The organism is Clostridioides sp. ZZV14-6387, from assembly GCF_020657835.1.
Lineage (GTDB): Bacteria > Bacillota > Clostridia > Peptostreptococcales > Peptostreptococcaceae > Clostridioides > Clostridioides difficile_A.
In genome coordinates, this window is sequence record NZ_JAGWCW010000001.1 from 78,449 (window position 1) to 97,434 (window position 18,986).

Below are 18,986 nucleotides of genomic sequence, written 5' to 3' on the forward strand. Positions count from 1 at the left end.
TTTAAACTCCTAAAATTTATTTTAATATGTTCATTTAATACATTCAGGTTTTGCCTTAACATTACCTATATTAAAACATTTATTTAATGTAATTTCTTAAAATTCCAATACTTTCAACCTCACATTCAATTACATCTCCACTACTCATATATCTAGGGGGCGAAAAACCCATACCAACTCCAGAAGGTGTACCTGTAGCTATAATATCTCCAGCCTCTAAAGTCATCCCCTTTGAAAGTTCTGAAACTATGTCTGAAATGTCTGATATGAATAATCTTGTATTAGAATTTTGTCTTTCTTCACCATTTACTCTACTACATACCTTAAGTTTTACAGGAAAAGAAATTTCACTTTTATGTAAGATACATGGGCCTAAAGATGTAAATGTATCTAATCCCTTTCCTCTAAACCACTGAACATGCTCTTTTTGTAACTTTCTAGCAGAAATATCATTTATAACAGTGTACCCAAAGATATAATCTTCGACCTCTTCTTTTTTAATATTAACACCTGTTTTACCTATTACTACTCCAAGTTCAACTTCATAGTCTAATTGACTATTTATATTAAAATGACCATCTATCTCATCTTCTGGACCTATCGCTTTTGTTACACGTTTTGTAAAATAAACTGTTTTTTGAGGTTCTTCAAAACTATTATCAAAGTGAGTTTGAGTTTCTTCAAGATGGTCTTTATAGTTCACTCCCACACATAAAATATCATGTATAGGTTTTTCTATCGGAACATGTATAATACATTCTTCTCTTTTAAAAACATCATAATTGTGGAATCTATCTTCCTTTATAATACTTTTTATCCTTATAATATCGTCTTGAGATATATTTTGAATTAAATCATTTAAATCTTTAAAAGATTTGCTAATATTTAAGGAATTAATGTCTATAATAAATAATTCATCTTTAGAAAAAAAACCTATCCTTTTACATTCATTTTTTCCTTTAGTAAAACTGACAAACTTCATAATCTCACCCTTTATTAAAATTCTATATATATTCAGTCTTTTACTTAAATCTTATACATAGTTACATACTCTAGCTATTGCCATTTCAGTATATCCAAGAGACTCTGCTTTTGATTGCTTTCCATTTGCTACATCTACAATCATGTTTAATAAATCATCTGTCAATTCTTCCATTGTTTGTGGACCATATATAACTGGACTGGCATCAAAGTCCATATTATCTTCCATATTTGCAAAAGTTATTTTGTTTCCAGTTATCTTTATCACTGGAGCTATTGGATTTCCTGATGGAGTTCCTCTACCTGTACTAAATACTACTATTTGAGCCCCTCCTGCAACCATACCAGCAACAGATGAAGCATCATTTCCAGGTGTATCCATTATAACAAGACCTTTTTTATCAATTTGTTTAGCATAATCATATACTTCACTTATTGGTCTATGACCACCTTTATGTATACAACCTAGTGATTTTTCTTCAAGGCTTGTCAATCCACCAGCTATATTTCCAGGAGATGGATTTCCTTCTCTAACCTCTTCTCCAACTAATTTTAACGAATTTTCATACCTATGTACTATATGTAATATTTTTTCTTTTACTTCTTCATTTACTGCTCTTCTAGCTAATATATGCTCTGCTCCTATAAATTCAGTAGTTTCACTTAAAATTGATGTTGCTCCTAAATCAACAAGTCTATCACTTAATTCACCTATTAGTGGATTTGCTGCTAATCCACTTGTTGGGTCAGACCCTCCACACTCAGTTCCTAGTATAATTTCAGATATTGGAAATTCTTCTTTTCTGAGTAAAGATGCCTCTTGAGCCATTTCTCTAGCATAACGAACAGCCTTTTCTATAGTTTTCAAAGTCCCATGTTCTTCTTGTATTACAAGAGTTTTTATTGGTTTGTTTGTTCTCTCTTTTATTGCATCAACTACCAAATCATTTTGACAATTCTCACATCCTAAAGATACAACTATTACCCCATATACATTTGGATTTGCTGCATATCCAGCCATGACATCCATAGTCAATTGTTGGTCTGAATTTACTTGTGAACATCCATTTTGATTATTAAAAGTAACTGCTCCTTGAACTTGAGATGCTATTATTCTAGTTGTATCTGATGCACAAACACTAGTAGGTAATACTAATATGTGGTTTCTTATACCAACTCTTCCATCGGGTCTTTTATATCCATAAAATTTCATACTGATTTCCTCCTAAAATAATCTATATACCTTCCGTAATTTTTATGTATTATAACTTTTTATTACACTTACTAATCAAATATTTAAAATCATATTTGACAATTATTAAATAGTAAAAAACAATGAATTTAACTTCTATAAACTTAAAAGAATTATTTTATACTAGCCATAGCTTGTTCATCCAAATCTTCTCTAACACTTCTAACATTATGGATATGTACATGCTGACCAATTTTTATTTCCTGATTTGCTTCTCCTATATGTTCTCCATACTTAGTAACCTTATCGCCTTCAGCCATGTCTTTTATAGCCAATTTATGATAAATAGTTATATCATCTAGTGCTGTAATTGTTTTTACTGTTTTATCTTTTAATTTAAAACTAATTTCGCTATTCTTACCTATTGCTTCAATAGCTACTGCAACATTATCTTTTTCATCAATTATCACTGCATTTATCATTATTCTTATTCTCCTTTGTAAATAATATAGTTTTATTAATATCCTAAAATCTAATTAGAGAGTTTACTATTTAAATAGTAAACTATGTAATATTAAGCTACTATTGTTCCATCCTCTTTTTGTTTTGGGAACTTAGGACACCCATACTTCTTAGCCCACCAACTAGTTATAAGAGGTACTAATATCGCAGTGACAACTACTGCTGCTGCTACTTGAGTTGTTGCTGTTGCAACATATGGTTGCCATGATGGGTCAACTAATGCAACAGCAGCAGGTACGGCAATTGCATTTCCAGCAGTTGTAGCTACAGCCCACCCTGCATATCCTGGACGTTTTCCTATAAATTTATCACAGAATACTATAAATATACCTCCTACAAACACAGATATTAATCCAAGTAGTACTCCTGATAAGCCTCCTTTTAGTATACTTGCAAGATTTATGCTACTACCTAGCGCAAATCCTACAAAAGGTACAAGCAAGTTACATCCTGGCTCTAAAAATTCTTTCATTTTTTTATCAAAATTACCTATTATCATACCAACAAGTATTGGTACTATTGCAGCCAATAAAGACAACAAAGGTACATTTGCAAGACCTGAAGTCCCAAGAGCTATTAATGTAAAAAATGGTCCATCATTTAAAGTAAGTAAACTCATAGTTGCACAATCTGTTTCGTCTCCATATGAAGTCATCAATGAAAGATATATACTACCATTACTATTTGTAACTGCACTTATAACAGCTAATGTTGTAAGACCAAGTACTCCATCCATTCCAAATAGTTTACCTATAAATATACCTATTAAAGCACCTATAGCAAATTTTGAACCAAGAAGGATTCCACCTCTTTTTAAAACTTTTGGCATTTCTCTAAATTGAAGTTGAGTTCCCAAACACACTAGCTGAACTCCAATTATAGTTGCAGACCCAACGCTTGAAAATACTGCAGTTGTAAATGAACCTATTTGCACAATATCTGGGCAAAATGTATTAATGAAAGCTGCTATAAACATTGGAACTATCATCATACCTGCAGGAATTTTTTTAATAAAATCCATTATCATAAAGTTACTCCTCCTAAAACATGATATTTAATTACTCTTATTAAATTTTTAGCTTTAATTCTAACGGCCGTTTCGGTTCGTATTTAAGAACTAAGTTTTTATTTACGAATCTTTGAATTAATGATAGCATTTTCCTATTTATGAGTCAATAAAAAAAATAAATTTTTGTCAAAATTTTTTCAAATTATCTGACAATATATTATGTATTATCAAATAGCTTCATTATATGCAAAAATACAAAGCACTAAAAAATATAGATTACTAAAATATACAAAATTTTTTACATAATTGAAATGACACACAAATTATAAGATACAATTCATAATATTTTGATATATCTATACAAAATATAGCTATTAAATAGATTCTCTTAAATTATATAACTAAATATCACCAACTTTCTTTAGGTATATTTTGGAAATTAATATAATTATTAATTTATAATCTTCTAAAAAATATCTATCAGTCCTTAAATCAATAGCTTCTTCATGTACAAATTTACATATTTATTTTCCACATTGTAAAATATCACATAGTGTGCTAAAATCAACATATTCTAATACTTTAAATTAATAAAAAGAGGGGGGAAATTTATGACTTCAGATAATCATCGCCCGACAGCTAGGATATTAGATATTTTAGAAGCATTAGCTGAATCCGAAAACGGATATACTCTTACAGAAATAGCAGATGCTATTAATGCTCCAAAAAGTAGCATCTTTCCTATAGTTCATACACTTAGTGCTAGAAAATATATTACTATTGACAAAAATACATCCAAATACTCTATAGGGATACGTTCTTACACATTAGGTTCTTCATTCTTTGAAAAAAGAACTATTTTCAATTATGTAATTGAAGAAATGACTAATATAGTTAATTCTTGTTCTGAAACTTGCCAGCTTGGTATACTTGACAACAATGAAGTCCTTTATGTTGGTAAAGTAGATTCGCCAGAACCAATTAGACTTATTTCTTATGTTGGTAAAAAAATACCTGCTAATTGTACAGGTCTTGGAAAAGCTCTTTTATGTGATTTTGATAAGGAAACACTAATAAGTTTATATCCAGATGGTTTAAAAGGCTTTACAGAAAAATCAATTACAGACTTTGATGTTTTATATGAGCAACTTCTTGAAGTTAAAAAAACACAAATAGCTTCAGAATGTGAAGAATCAATGCAACATCTAAAATGTCTTGCTGTACCAATAAGAAAAAATGGATGTATAAGAGCTGCTGTTAGTGTAACACTACCATTATTTAGAGCTAATGAAGAAAAAATAGAACTGATAAAAGAATTACTTTTAAATGCTCAGAAAAATATTCAATCTATGATGGAAGAACGCAATGAAGATATTATAATAAATTAAGTTAATATTTCACAGATACGATATATTGAAAATTGTAATAATTAAAGATTCTATTTTAAACTGGCATATTTATTTGATTTATACAATAAAAAACAAAGCTACTGATTTAACTACAGTAGCTTTGTTTTTTTATGATAGTTTTTATTTTTTTGTTGACATGATAAAAATACTATGTTAAATTCTAATCATAATCGTATTTACGAATTAAATTCCTATATAAGAACTCATATATATGTATTAATCTAAGGCATAATTATATGATAAACAAGCTAAAGAAAGATTATTAGATATACATTTCTTATATAAAAATCAATTTAAAATAAAAGGAGATTTTAGTTATGAGCATTTATTATGTACCACCAATAAATTTACTTGGAAAAGGGTGTCTTAATGAAGCTAAAGATTCAATTAAATCACTGGGAACTAAAAAAGCATTTGTTGTTAGTGATAAATTTCTAGTTTCAAACGGTACTGTAAAAAAAGTAACAGATATTCTATCTCAGATAGGTGTAGATTTTGTTGTTTATGATGAAGTTAAACAAAATCCAACTGTAACTAATGTAAATAAAGGGCTTGAAATATTAAAGTCAGAAAATTGTGATTTTATTATTACTATAGGAGGAGGTTCTCCACAAGACTGTGGTAAGGCCATTTCTATATTAGCTACTAATGGAGGAGATATTAGGGATTATGAAGGTGTCAACAAAACTTCTAAAAAATGTCTTCCTATTGTAGCCATAACTACTACTGCTGGTACTTCTGCTGAAGTTACAATAAACTATGTTATAACTGATGAAGACAGACATGTAAAAATGATAATGGTTGATACCAATTCATTAGCTACAATGACAGTAAATGACCCAGAATTAATGATTAGTAAACCATCTAATTTAACTGCAGCAACTGGTATGGATGCTTTAACTCATGCTATAGAAGCTGTAGTGGCTAATGGAGCTTATGATGTTACAGATTCAACAGCTTTATATTCTATAAAACAGATATTTAAATACCTTCCAAGAGCTGTTAAAAATGGTAATGACATAGAAGCTAGAGAACAAATGTGTTACGCTTGTTTCTTAAATGGAATTGCATTTAGTAATGCAGGACTTGGTAATGTACATGCCATGGCCCATCAATTAGGAGGTTTATATGATTTACCTCATGGAGTATGTAATGCCATGCTACTTCCAATAGTTGAAGAAGAAAATGCTAAATCTGCTCCTTCTAAATTCCGTCCAATCGCTGAGATTATTGGAATGGATGTACATAATAAGTCAGATAAAGAGTGTGTTGACTTTGTAATAAATAAAATAAAAGCTCTTTCTGAAGAAGTAGGAATCCCAAAATCTCTAAAAGATGTAGGTGTTGATAATCCTAATTTTGAGTTACTTGCAGAAAACTCTATGAAAGATGCATGTGCTGGAGCTAATCCTGTTTTCTTTGACAAGGATAAACTTATAGAATTATTTATGAAAATATCTTAATTATAACAACCTCCCCCATAAATTAATTATATATACTTATAAGGGAGTGCCTCAAAATACAATTATTTTATTATTGGCACTCTCTTACTACATCTTTCAAATCGTAATTCTTATCAAATACTAACATATACTATTATTAATTAAGAATCTTAGCTCTTAATTAACAAATCAAATATTTTATTAATGAATTATGACTGTTGTTGTATCTGGTATATTATCGTATATCCATTTTGCATTTTCTGTATTCAATCTTATACAACCATGACTAAGAGCTTCACCAAGTCTACCATCTATTATATAGCTACCTGTCGAATCGTATAATACCGAATGATAATAATATCCACCTTTAATTCTAGTAGCGTACTTAACCGAATATTCATCTGTCCCAAAAGAAGGTTTTCTTCCACTTATATAAAATGTCCCTGTTATAGTTGGAGTTTCAGGTTTCCCTATAGTACATTGCCACTTATAAAGTTGACCCCAACTTCCATTATCTTTCTTAAAAATATAAGTATATTTATTTCTAAGGTCTGTCACAATTAGATAGTCACTCGTGCTTTTAATATTATTTTCGTTAACAAATTTAGTCATATCAGTATAAAAATACTTATAATCTAACTCATTAGGTTTATTTCCATCAGTTGATAAGAAATAATTAAAAACATATCCTATTTTGTCATCATATACAACTTTACTCCAATCCCCATCTATTTCTAAAACTTCGACCCTAGATTTTTCGGGAATTACTGTAATTATATTTGAAGTCGTAGATTTGTCTTCTCTTAAATTTAAGTTACTCCAAGTATATTCGCTTACTGATACTAAGTCCTTATATACATACCCTTCTTGAGAATTATACATTACTTTAATCCATTCATCTTCTTCATCTAATACCTCCATTTTTGCTCCTTGAGGTATTACAGTTATAATACTTGAATTTGTAGATTTGCCGGACCTCAAATTTACATTTACTAAAGCATATTTATATATAGGTGTTCTATATTTTTTAATATTTATTTTAGTTAGCTTCACACATACCATCCTCTCATATGTCTTTTTACAACATTTTATGAAATTCGATATGTATTCGTTCTCCTATTTTCAAACTTTACTTGTATTACTGATAATATTGCTATATACAGACTGGTTTTTTCTCACTTATATTTATCTATTTATTTAAATTCACAATATTACAATCCTTAATATATTCTTCAATTATACCTCTAGCAATATTAAAATAGCTTATGCATTTATCAACTATAACTGCATCACTACTAACTACTCTATCTAATTTTTCTAATACGACATCTGCATTTTTTACTAGCTCTACCTCAGTTTCAATTCCCCATATTTTAGCATACTCCAGTATCTTATACTTTAAATTTCCTGAATTAGAAACTGGAGAATCTAGATAAAATCTAATTTTTTGTGCATTGTATTTATTAAAAAATTCTCCTATCAACTTTAAGGCTTCTTCTGTTTTATCTATAATCTTATATGTCCCCCTAAGCCCTGCTAAGTCTCTCATATTACCATCACTACCTATTACTAAAGTTCCACCAGATAATGCTACTTCTATAGCTATTATTAAATTAAAACCATCTATATTTATAAGTCCTTCTTTGATTTTATCTAGAGAAAGTTTTTTTGACTGTCTTATTATATTTTTTTCTTCAGTGCATACTGCCCTTTTTAGTGCATCTCTTTGTCTTATGGAAAACTGATACCTATCTCCAACAAAAGTAACAACTGGGTCTATTTTATAATCTCTATTTATTAACCATTCTATTTCTTCCTTAGCCTTTATAAGCCTTACTAATTCACTACTTGAAAACCATCTCTTATCATTCTCATCAAACCCTCTTTTAGATACTTTATTCATATGATTTCACCTCCCTATTTTAAACATTGCTCTAATATCTTAAGTATGATAAACTTACTCTTTTAAAATATTTTTGATACTATTATATTATCCATTTAAGTTATCCCATACTTAAATTATATCGTTTAATTCCAGTTTATAATACAAAATAATAATTTCTATAGTACATTTATAACTTTACAATACAAAAAGGATACTATTAGTAATTTATTATAGTATCCTTTTTATAAAATCTATTTATAATGATAATTTTAGGCTTTATATATTTAAATTTATGATTATACTTCTTTTATCATATTAGGAGATAGAACATCATTAAGAGCTTCTGTCATAGTTGGATGTGCATAAACACGGTCTCTTAAATATGTGTACTCTACTTCTAAATCTATAGCTAATTGAATTAAGTGGATAATCTCACTTGAATCTTCACATATCATAGTAGCTCCAAGTATCTTATTTGATTTTTTATCAATCACAATCTTTATAAAACCATCTGTCTTACCGATTTGCTTAGCTCTTGGAATCGCTTCGACTGGCATCTTTGCTACTAATACTTCATATCCTTTTTCCTTAGCTTGTTTAACATTAAGACCAACTCTTGAAAATGCTGGGCTTATAAATATAGAATTTGGTATATTTTTTCTATCACTATTGCTTCTAGTCTTATCTCCAAATAATTGATTAATAATTATACGATAGTCATCTAGTGAAATATAAGTAAATTGTGGACCTCCATTTATATCTCCTATAGCCCATATATGCTCTTTGTTAGTCTTAAGAGTATCTGATACTTTAATAAATCCCCTTTCATTTAATTCTATACCTGCATTTTCTAGTCCTAACCCCTCAGTATTTGCCTTTCTTCCTGTGGCTACAAGTATCATATCGCTTGTTAATTCCTGTAATTTACCTTCTATTTCATACTCTACTATAGCTAAGTTAGAAACTTCTTTAATTTCTTTTATCTTTGTATTATTTATAATTTTTACATTTCTCTTTTCAAGTAGTTTTATTATTTCTTCTGAATCCTCAGTATCTTCATTTGGTAAAATACCATTATTAGAATTTAATATTGTAACTTCTGCTCCAAATGAACTGTAAATACCTGCAAACTCTAGACCTATAAAGCCAGCTCCTATGATTGTCATTTTTTTAGGTAGAGTCCTTAGATTCATAAGAGACTCACTATCATATACTACATTTTTATTTTCCACACCTTTAATATTAGGTATAAATGGTCTTGAACCAGTATTAACAAATATCTTGTCTGCCACTAACTCATAAACTTCATTTTCAGTTTTAACTTGAACTGTATTTTCATCAATAAAAGTTCCCATTCCTGTGAATATAGTTACATTATCATTTGAATTTAATTTATTATAGTTAACTTCTCTAAGTTTTGTAATTAAAGTTTCTTTTTTATCTATAGCTTTCTCATATTCAGCTTGAGCTTCTTCCCAAGAACTTATATGTTTCGCTTTTACACTGTTTGCCGAGTTTTCTAAACTTTTAGTTGGTATACATGCCACATTTATACATGTTCCACCATACATCTTATTTGATTTTTCTATTAAAGCTACTTTTAAGCCTTTATTTGCTAAATCTCCTGCTAATGTTTTTCCACCTTTTCCAAATCCCATTATTATTGCATCAAATGTTTTTTTCATATAATTTTCAACCCCTTCTTGTATTATTTATACTTTTACTATAACAAGATTATCTAGGTAGTACAATTAGGCACTTTTTTGTAACCTTAAATTGATTTGAATCCTTATATTTAAACATTTTAATCTATTTATTTCTTTGATTCTCAATAAAAGATGCCATAGTCTCTTTATCCATAGCTCCTGGAATATACTGAGTTACATATCCTTCTTTATCAATTATAAACGTAGTTGGAAAAGCATTAATTCCATATTGATACGCTAATGCTCCATCTTCATCAAGTGCAACAGGGAAAGTATACCCTTCTTCTTTTAAGAAGTTAATCACATGTTCTCTTGAACCTTCTCTACCCAAATTAGGTGAAGCTACACCTAAAATTACTACATCTTCATTATTTTTCTTATAGTCTTTATATAGTTGTTCTATGTGAGGCATTTCTTCTTTACATGGAGGACACCATGTAGCCCAGAAATTCAAAAATACAACTTTACCTTCATAATCACTTAATTTATGTGTCTTACCATATTGGTCTGTTAGAGTAAAATCAATAGACTTTATTCTCTCTTCATCTTTAGCTCCTGATTTATTATTTCCATCATTAGAGTCTTTTTGACCACCAGTATCACTAGAGCTATCTTCTTTATTATTAGAATTTGCTTGTTTATTATCTTCCTGATTACTTTCAATTTTACTATTTTGTGGGATATTAAAATGTTTGCTTATACTCCCAAATCCATTTACCATCATTAATATTCCTGATACTATAAGTATAAGCCCACCTATTTTTTTAATAATTTCCATGTTGGATTTTATCTTGTCTATAGTTTTAAAAAGTTTACTATAAAACATAGATGTAATTATGAATGGCAAAATAAATCCAATAGTATATACTGCTATTAAAAGATTTGCACTAAGATGATTGGTTGAACTTGAAACCATTACTAATACAGATGCTAGTATCGGCCCAATACAAGGTGTCCACCCAAAACTAAACGTAAAACCTAATATAAAAGCTGTTATTGCTTTCATTTCTTTAAACTTTACATTAAATCTTTTTTCTCTATTCAATATTGAAGATTTAATTATTCCCATGTAAAATAAGCCCATGATAATAATTATAATCCCACCAATGAACATTATTAAATCTTTATTCTCACTAAAGAACATACTCAAAACTCTTACTGATGAACCTAATATAAAAAATGTTGTCGAGATTCCAAGAGCAAAGAATATAGTATTTTTAAATAGAGAACTTCTTATAAAATTTGTCTTTCCTTCTTTTAAACTCTCTACACTACTATTTGATAATATACTCAAATAAATAGGTAAAATTGGCAATATACATGGTGAAAAGAACGACACTATACCTTCTATAAATACTAAAAATAAATTTACATTTTGCAAGCTAAAATTCCTCCTTATTTTATTTCCAATATTAAAATTTTAAGATTTATTTATCACAGTTTAAGTTTTTATTACTCCACATTATCATTTTTTCCATAACAGGAAGTAATAGTAATCCTGACTCACTTAAAAAATAGGTTGACTCTACAATATTATTAACCAACCTTTTTTTCTTAACTATAATCTCTTGTTCAATTAAAAAATCTAATTGTTGAGTTAGCATTTTCTTACTACACTCTGGTATAGCTCTTTGTAACTCTCCAAATCTTTTTTTATCTTTTTGTATTTCCCATATTATTATAGCTACCCATTTTTTACCTAATATACTAGATAAAGCCTCTACTGGACAATCATATATCATGTCATCTATATTGTACATTTTACTCTCCTCTTTTCTTTAATATTAAATAAATTGTTATAACAGTATGTGTTTATAGGTATTATGTATACTTCTAAGCTTACTTAATTAAAATTTTTATTGTATATCTCCCTAAAACAAATTATTTTAAGTTTCATGTAATTAATATATCAGTTTTATATACATATCACAATTGGTCACTTTTTTGTAACTACATAGAACTTAACATAAAATCAAATTGAATAATTGTTATTGAAGTATATACCCTAATTCATTTCATTAAAATTTTGTCGATTCTAAACTGCATATAAAATTACTCTAATATAATAGTTCTTTGTATAAACAACTTATCCTGTTAAACTATTTTTCTACTTTAACAAACTTTATACAAAATACTAGACTTATATATTAATATTTACCCAAATTTATGCAAATTAAAAAGTCTGACCGATTGCTGTCAGTCAGACTTTAAAATAATAAACTTATTTTTCACTTATAAATCTAATAATATTGAAATAACATCAAAAGGTGCTATTTCATACACTTGTTGTTCTTGTAATTCTTCTATTGCATTTACTATTTTCCCGTTTCTACTTTTAAATATTTGTTCATCTAATATCATTTTCTTACTAGTTGGATTTTCCAATCTTATTACAAATTTTTCTTTACTATAGTAAGAAAGGTAACATGCTGACACAAGATAGTTCTCTGGTAAAGATATTATTTCCAATTCTCTACTTACAGATTTTTCAATGATAGATTTTTGAATCTTATTATCTATACGATACAAAAAGAAATTGTAGTCCTGTAATTGATAATTTACACATTCCTGTAGATACTTGTGAGTTAAACTTGCAACTTCTAACTCATCAAATGGTTTAGAATTCATGTATACTGCAAATGAAAACTCTACCTCTTTAAGAATTTGGGCTTTATCAGTTTTAATTCTTATATGACCTTTTTTAGTCGTATCACCAGAAGCACGTCCTGGTCTATATAATAAGTCAGGCTTCCCTAATTCATCTGTAGTAGCAAGTAAAGTCAGTGCAATTTCATCTTCAATATGTTGATATTCTTTTATTCCTCTAGTAAATACAGTACAACTTCTATTTTGATTTGTCAGTGTAATATTACTTTCTAAAGGCTCTAAATCTATAGGCATCTCATTATAGATTTTTTCCCAGTTGTCAACAACTCCATTTTCTCTTGTTATATATCCAAATGGTAATGATGCTATATTTCTGTTATCTTTTATATCAGTTTTTACATGAACACGTAACCTATGATTGTGTATTGTATTATCAACATAAAGTTTTACTTCTATTAATGGACTTTCCTTTACTAAAGTAATACTAGCTTTTACACTTAATTTTCCATTAAGGTTTTTATTTTTCCTATCTTCTAATGTAAGTGGTAGTAAAGTGATACCTTCAACCATTATTTTTTCATATCCTAGAACTTTTTCTGTAGATACTTTATTAAATGAAAGTTTGATATCTTCATCGTATTTTAATGGAGAAAAATCATAAGTATCTCCTGCATTTCCACTGTCTCTTAATGTTAAAAAATTTGATATATAAGTGCCATCTTTAAGCTGTAAATTTAAGCTTCCATCTTCATACATTATCTTATAATTATCATTAGATATAAAGGTATCATTAGATTCATTAAGTACCAACATTTCCTTATCACTTGATTCAAAACTAACAACCTTATATCCAAGTGCAGGAAGCTGTATATTTATTCTTATTTTTAATATATAATAACCTGGCTCTTCAATAAATATATTACCAGCAGGTGTCTCTTCTAATATATTTTCTCTCGATTTAACATAAGTTTCTTCAATTATAGTGGCATCTAAATTATCTTTAAAACAAATATTTTTACTATCACTTACAACCTGTATCTCTTTATATCCATTAAAACTTTTAGCTTCTGTATTAAATATTAAAATATCATTTTTAGATAATTTAAGCCCTTCCGAAATTTTTTTAACAATAGTATTTTCAATACTATCACATATTTCGTTTGCTTCTCTTATACGATGAAGAATATCCTCTGTCACAGTATCAGTTACACATCCAGCCAAACTATCATGTGCTTGTCCTTCTAAAAGTTTTTTCCATGTATTTATCAATAACTGATTGCTTATTTCAATCTTACTCTTTTTGGCAATTACTAATAGTGGTTCTATCCTTTTAATCAACTTATTTTCTAGTTTATCACAGGCTAATTTTATATCCATTCTACTAGAACCAATTGATTTATGTATTCTCGCAAGTACTGGCTCTCTAAATTCACCCCTATAACTTTCTAGTGACTCTATAGATTTTACATACTTCAAAAACTCTTGATATGAGCTTGTTATATATGAATATTTTCCTATATCATTAATCTCTTTAACTTTGTTTTTAAAATCACCGATTATATTCAATTGGTCATTTCCTGAAGGTATTAGTACTTCATCTACATCACTATAAGATTTGATAAAATCAATTGCAGGGTCTAAACGTCCATTTACATACTTTGATGAAGGTTCTAAAAGCATACCTGTTCCATATCCATGTGGCATATTTACAGCATATATATAACTTTCACCATTTAGACTTTTCCACTTAAAGTATGGTGATTGAACCTGTTTACCAAGATGTATCCCTCTCCAAAAGAATATATTGTCAAGACCTACATGTTTTAATAAGACAGGCATTTGTGCATTAAATCCAAATGTATCTGGCAAATATCCAATTCTCATATACTTACCATATTTTTTACTTTCAAAAATACCAATCATTAAATTTCTTAAAATAGACTCTCCTCTAGCAAAGAATGCATCTGTTTGAGTAAACCAGGGTCCAATATGCAGTCTATCTTCCTTTATTAGCTTTTTGATGATTTCTATTTTTTCTCTATGTAGTTGTACATAGTCATCCAAAATAGAAAGTTGGCCATCAAGTACAAAACTTACATCTGTATTACGTTCTAGTTCATCAATTATATCTGTAAATAGTTGTTCACTAAGTACTAATGCATCCCCAGAAGTAAAATACCATTCTCTATCCCAGTGTGTATGATTAACAATATGTGCTTTTATCATTTAATCTCCTCTGTTCCTTGTCTTTTATATTTAAATCCAAAACTAATATTTAATACCTTATCTAGCATAAGATTTATATTGAATTTTAAGATTCCCACTCTGCTTCATCAAAATCATCTTCTTCAAATTCATCATCTTCAATTACTGGATTTCCACGTAATACTATAACTAGACCAGCCACAATTGCCGTTCCAACTGCTATTGATAATATATACATTGGCCAGTTCTCTACTGTAAACCACCCGTAAAATCCACTAATTGGAGTTGCATTTACTGAACCTAGACCAACTGCCATAGCTGAAGCAATTGCTGTTCCAATTACACATGAAGGTATTACTTTTAATGGAGATTCTACTGCAAAAGGAATAGCCCCTTCACTTACTCCAATTAGCCCCATTATAAGAGATGATTTACCTGCTTCACGTAACTGCTTATTATACTTCTGTTTTGCTAATATAGTAGCAAGGCCCAATCCTAATGGTGGTATAACAATTCCCACCATTGCAGCAGTATTAGGTGCATAAATTCCACTTGTTAATAATGCAAGTGATGTTGTTAAAGCTGCTTTATTAACTGGTCCACCTAAGTCAACTGCCATCATAGCTCCAATAATAGCTGCCATTAATATCTGATTTGTACCTGATAATCCATTTAACCAATTTTCTAATCCAGTATTTAATGTAGCAAAAGGAATACCTATCACATAATTGATTAATACAACAGTGATTAACGTACCAAATACTGGTACTATGAATATTGGTACTATTGAAGCTGCTGATTTTGGTAGTTTAACATGATTTTTAATAAATAAACATGTATATCCTGCTATTAAACCAACTGCTAAAGCTCCTAAAAATCCTGCTCCTATATCCTTAGCAATCATACCTCCAACAAGACCTGGTACAATGGCTAATTTGTCAGCTATAGAAAATCCTATAAATGCAGCAATTACAGGAAACATTAATCCTAAGGCAGTGCCTCCAAAACCATCTAAATCATGCAATAGTCTAACAATACTACTAGCACTTTCTGCATATTTAGCATCCCATATATCTGGTATGTTATAGAAAGAACCTCCCACACGAGATATTGCCATTATCATAGCACCTGCAATTACCAATGGAATCATATATGAAATTCCTGTTAAGACATGCTTTTTTAACTCAGAGACTATCTTTTTTAACATTATATTTCCCTCCACTTATTTATTGTCAATTAACTTTAGTGCATCATTTATTACTTTTTCTGCATCCTTTATAGGTGCATTAACTGGTACTTCTAATATTTCTTTCCCTTCAAAACGTTCAGCATTTCTAACTTTAGTGTCTACTGCAAATATTACTACTTCTGCAATTTGTGCATCCTTTTCAGTTAATTCATTATCTATCCCTGTAGCTCCTTGTGTTTCAACTTTTATAAGGTGTCCCATTTTTTTTGAAGCTTTCTTTAATGCTTGTGCTGCCATATATGTATGTGCAACTCCTGTCGCACATGCTGTTACTGCTATGATTTTTCTTTTCATCTCTACATATCTCCTTCATTAAATATATTAATTATTTCTTGCTCTGAATTAGCTAATTTTAGTGCATCCACATTGTCATCATCCATAAGCTTAGTGGCCAATTTAGATAATAATACAAGATGATTACTATCCTTATCAATATCACTTATAGCCAGTAAGAAAATACTATCTACTGGTTTTTCATCTAAAGCGTCCCACTCAATCTTATTTTTAGTTCTTGCAAATACTATAGAAGATTGCTTGACAGCATTGCTTTTCCCATGAGGAATAGCAATCCCATTACCAATACCTGTAGTTGCATGTTCTTCTCTTTCTAAAACAGACTTAACATATTCTTCTTTGTTATCTACAATTCCATTTTTAACAAATATGCTACTCAATTCTTTTATTGTTTCCTCTTTTGTAGTTGTAGCAAGATTAAAAACAATTTGCTCTTTTTTTAATACATCTGATATTTTCACTATATATTCTCCTCCATTAGCAAATCGTACACTTCTTTTGGTGAAGTTGCACTTAATATGTCATCTATATTTTTTTTATTGTCAATGAAGTCATAAAAAACTTCATATATTTCATCAAGCTCTAAGTTTTTGTCATTTTCTAATGAAATAAAGAAAATAACTTCTACCTTTTCATTTCCCCATGTAATAGGATTTTTTAAAGTTGCAATAGATATATTAGATTTTTTAATATAACTAGGATTAGCATGAGGTGTAGCTATAGATTGAAAAGAGGTGTAAGATAAACTTTCTCTCTCAATTGCACTCTCAGCGATTCCATCTCTTGCAAAACCTTTTTTTATCAAATTATCTGTTATACATTTAATTACATCTTCATAATTTAAAGCTTCAATATTTAATAGAATATTTTCTTTAAAGATTAGGTTTTTAAAAGATTTATATTTTTTAGAAGTATTCCCTGAAACATTTTGTATATTTTTTTCCAATGTTCTTATATCACTTTCATTTAAAATAGGGCTAACTATTATTGTAGGAATCGTCTCTAACTCTAAATAAATAGTACTTATCACCAAATCTGCATCAATTTTACTAGATACTAATTCTTGTACAGAAAGTATCTTTTCAATTTTTATCATAGGAAAGTATTTTTTTATCCTTGCAGATAATAATCTGGATGAACCTAGACCTGTACTACATACTAGAACAACTCTAACATTTTGTGGAAGTTCTTTCATTCTTTCCCTAAAAGCTTCAAAATGTAGCGCTATATAAGCACATTCATCATCATTTATCCTAATATCATATATAAATTCAATTACCTTCTTTAAATCCAAAGCCTGTTCAAATGATAAAGAAAAGTTTTGCTTTATTGTATTTACATATGGATTTTTAATACTAAGACCGTATTTCAATCTATTTATTGATGAATGTACATGTGAAGTTAGTCCATCAATCAAATCTTTGTCGTAAGCTGTCTCATACAATGTATTTTTAATAATTTCTCGAAGATTTGAGATATTATTTGTATTTGTCTCATAGTGATTATCTGACGTATCTTTTAGTTCAGTAGTATCTCTATGTTGGTCAGATGCTACTAGATGTAAATTTATATATCCAATTTCAGATTTTGGCAATAGTATAGAAAACTTTTGCTCTAATTGTTTTGCTAAATAAGTTGTATTTGACATTTGATTATTTTCAATATTACCAACATACAAGCTTTCTTCTATATACTCACCTTTTCTAATCCTCTCTACAGCTATGGCTAAATGGATAACTAATGACTGAAATTCATAATCAGAAAACTCAAAATTTCTTTCTCTGCTGAAATTCCTAAGAATGTCAATGATTATAGATAAATCATCTTCAGAAAAAATACCATTTACATCTGCTTGTATTTTTTCAAAGGCCTGATAAAAGCTTTCCTGTTCTTGCTTAATATACCAGTTTCTGCTCCAAAATTTATGTATAAACTTAGCAGTAAGTTGCCTTTTATCTCTTTCACTTATATCCAATTTTATTCCTTTACTAGGTTTTTTATATATAGATACTCCTTCATTTTTTAGCAATTTTTCAACCTCAGCTAAATCTCTTTCAATAGTTCCACGACTTATATATAATTCGTCAGAGATTTGTTGTATAGTGATATAATCATTACTTTTCAACAATATTGAATATATATATATTACTCTCTCCTCTCTAGTTGTAGGAATTTGACTTCCTTTATTATCTAGGTAAGGAAGTATTTTTTTCAAATCTCCATCAATATAAACACCTATTTTAGGTTTTCTCACTAAAGAAAGACCTATCTTTTTGAGCACTGCTTCTACTTCTTTAAGAGATTTTGAAACTGTTTTTTCTGAGACATCTAAATCATCTGCTATTTCTTTGACAGTTGTATGACCTTCTTTTAATAAAAACTTTATTATTCTAATTTCACGATTTTGAATCATATCAGTTAACATTTTCAAATTTACTCCTTCCCTTTGTTTTTATTTTAATGGAAAATGTTTTTCTAAAAAACT

16 protein-coding genes are annotated in these 18,986 nt (G+C 28.8%); 2 read left to right on the forward strand and 14 right to left on the reverse strand.

The features are described 5' to 3' along the window. Nucleotides 1-79 precede the first annotated feature (79 nt). The 4 genes from KGF38_RS00360 to KGF38_RS00375 all read right to left on the reverse strand — a co-directional run bounded on the left by KGF38_RS00360 (nucleotide 80) and on the right by KGF38_RS00375 (nucleotide 3,722). On the reverse strand, nucleotides 80-982 hold the full coding sequence (locus KGF38_RS00360) for a fumarylacetoacetate hydrolase family protein (protein WP_074179855.1): 903 nt from the start codon (nucleotides 980-982) through the stop codon (nucleotides 80-82). Nucleotides 983-1,033: 51 nt separating this feature from the next. Beyond that, complete coding sequence (locus tag KGF38_RS00365) at nucleotides 1,034-2,194, reverse strand: UxaA family hydrolase (RefSeq protein WP_021385940.1); 1,161 nt, start codon at nucleotides 2,192-2,194, stop codon at nucleotides 1,034-1,036. A 152-nt stretch (nucleotides 2,195-2,346) separates the two neighbouring features. Further along, on the reverse strand, nucleotides 2,347-2,655 hold the full coding sequence (locus tag KGF38_RS00370) for a UxaA family hydrolase (RefSeq protein ID WP_074179856.1): 309 nt from the start codon (nucleotides 2,653-2,655) through the stop codon (nucleotides 2,347-2,349). Between the two features lie 92 nt (nucleotides 2,656-2,747). Then, complete coding sequence (locus KGF38_RS00375) at nucleotides 2,748-3,722, reverse strand: 2-keto-3-deoxygluconate permease (protein WP_074179857.1); 975 nt, start codon at nucleotides 3,720-3,722, stop codon at nucleotides 2,748-2,750. Nucleotides 3,723-4,315: 593 nt separating this feature from the next. Here KGF38_RS00375 and KGF38_RS00380 point away from each other — a divergent pair. Beyond that, complete coding sequence (locus KGF38_RS00380) at nucleotides 4,316-5,092, forward strand: IclR family transcriptional regulator (RefSeq protein WP_054271531.1); 777 nt, start codon at nucleotides 4,316-4,318, stop codon at nucleotides 5,090-5,092. A 338-nt stretch (nucleotides 5,093-5,430) separates the two neighbouring features. Further along, nucleotides 5,431-6,576, forward strand: a complete 1,146-nt coding sequence (locus tag KGF38_RS00385; protein WP_074179858.1) for an iron-containing alcohol dehydrogenase — start codon at nucleotides 5,431-5,433, stop codon at nucleotides 6,574-6,576. 180 nt (nucleotides 6,577-6,756) lie between these two features. Here KGF38_RS00385 and KGF38_RS00390 read toward each other — a convergent pair whose 3' ends face one another. From KGF38_RS00390 to KGF38_RS00435, 10 genes are all read right to left on the reverse strand, one after another. Further along, nucleotides 6,757-7,608, reverse strand: a complete 852-nt coding sequence (locus tag KGF38_RS00390; protein ID WP_074179859.1) for a L,D-transpeptidase family protein — start codon at nucleotides 7,606-7,608, stop codon at nucleotides 6,757-6,759. A gap of 136 nt (nucleotides 7,609-7,744) precedes the next feature. Then, nucleotides 7,745-8,458 (reverse strand): DUF434 domain-containing protein, encoded by a 714-nt coding sequence (locus KGF38_RS00395; RefSeq protein ID WP_074179860.1) that lies wholly within the window; start codon nucleotides 8,456-8,458, stop codon nucleotides 7,745-7,747. Between the two features lie 278 nt (nucleotides 8,459-8,736). Then, nucleotides 8,737-10,125, reverse strand: a complete 1,389-nt coding sequence (locus tag KGF38_RS00400; protein ID WP_074179861.1) for a dihydrolipoyl dehydrogenase family protein — start codon at nucleotides 10,123-10,125, stop codon at nucleotides 8,737-8,739. Between the two features lie 124 nt (nucleotides 10,126-10,249). Beyond that, a complete protein-coding gene (locus KGF38_RS00405; protein ID WP_074179862.1) occupies nucleotides 10,250-11,527 on the reverse strand; it encodes a cytochrome c biogenesis protein/redoxin in 1,278 nt (425 codons plus the stop codon). Between the two features lie 46 nt (nucleotides 11,528-11,573). Beyond that, nucleotides 11,574-11,906, reverse strand: coding sequence for a winged helix-turn-helix transcriptional regulator (locus tag KGF38_RS00410; RefSeq protein WP_021385918.1), 333 nt, complete (start codon nucleotides 11,904-11,906; stop codon nucleotides 11,574-11,576). Nucleotides 11,907-12,378: 472 nt separating this feature from the next. Then, nucleotides 12,379-14,979, reverse strand: a complete 2,601-nt coding sequence (locus KGF38_RS00415; RefSeq protein WP_074179863.1) for an alpha-mannosidase — start codon at nucleotides 14,977-14,979, stop codon at nucleotides 12,379-12,381. An 85-nt stretch (nucleotides 14,980-15,064) separates the two neighbouring features. After that, a complete protein-coding gene (locus KGF38_RS00420; RefSeq protein ID WP_054271537.1) occupies nucleotides 15,065-16,165 on the reverse strand; it encodes a PTS fructose transporter subunit IIC in 1,101 nt (366 codons plus the stop codon). A 15-nt stretch (nucleotides 16,166-16,180) separates the two neighbouring features. After that, the gene (locus tag KGF38_RS00425; protein ID WP_054271538.1) at nucleotides 16,181-16,501 is read right to left on the reverse strand and encodes a PTS fructose transporter subunit IIB; all 321 of its coding nucleotides are present in this window, start codon (nucleotides 16,499-16,501) and stop codon (nucleotides 16,181-16,183) included. Between the two features lie 2 nt (nucleotides 16,502-16,503). Then, the gene (locus tag KGF38_RS00430) at nucleotides 16,504-16,962 is read right to left on the reverse strand and encodes a PTS sugar transporter subunit IIA (protein ID WP_054271539.1); all 459 of its coding nucleotides are present in this window, start codon (nucleotides 16,960-16,962) and stop codon (nucleotides 16,504-16,506) included. Continuing rightward, nucleotides 16,962-18,926, reverse strand: a complete 1,965-nt coding sequence (locus tag KGF38_RS00435; RefSeq protein WP_176702539.1) for a BglG family transcription antiterminator — start codon at nucleotides 18,924-18,926, stop codon at nucleotides 16,962-16,964. The genes KGF38_RS00430 and KGF38_RS00435 overlap by 1 nt, the downstream gene beginning before the upstream one ends. Nucleotides 18,927-18,986: the final 60 nt, after the last annotated feature.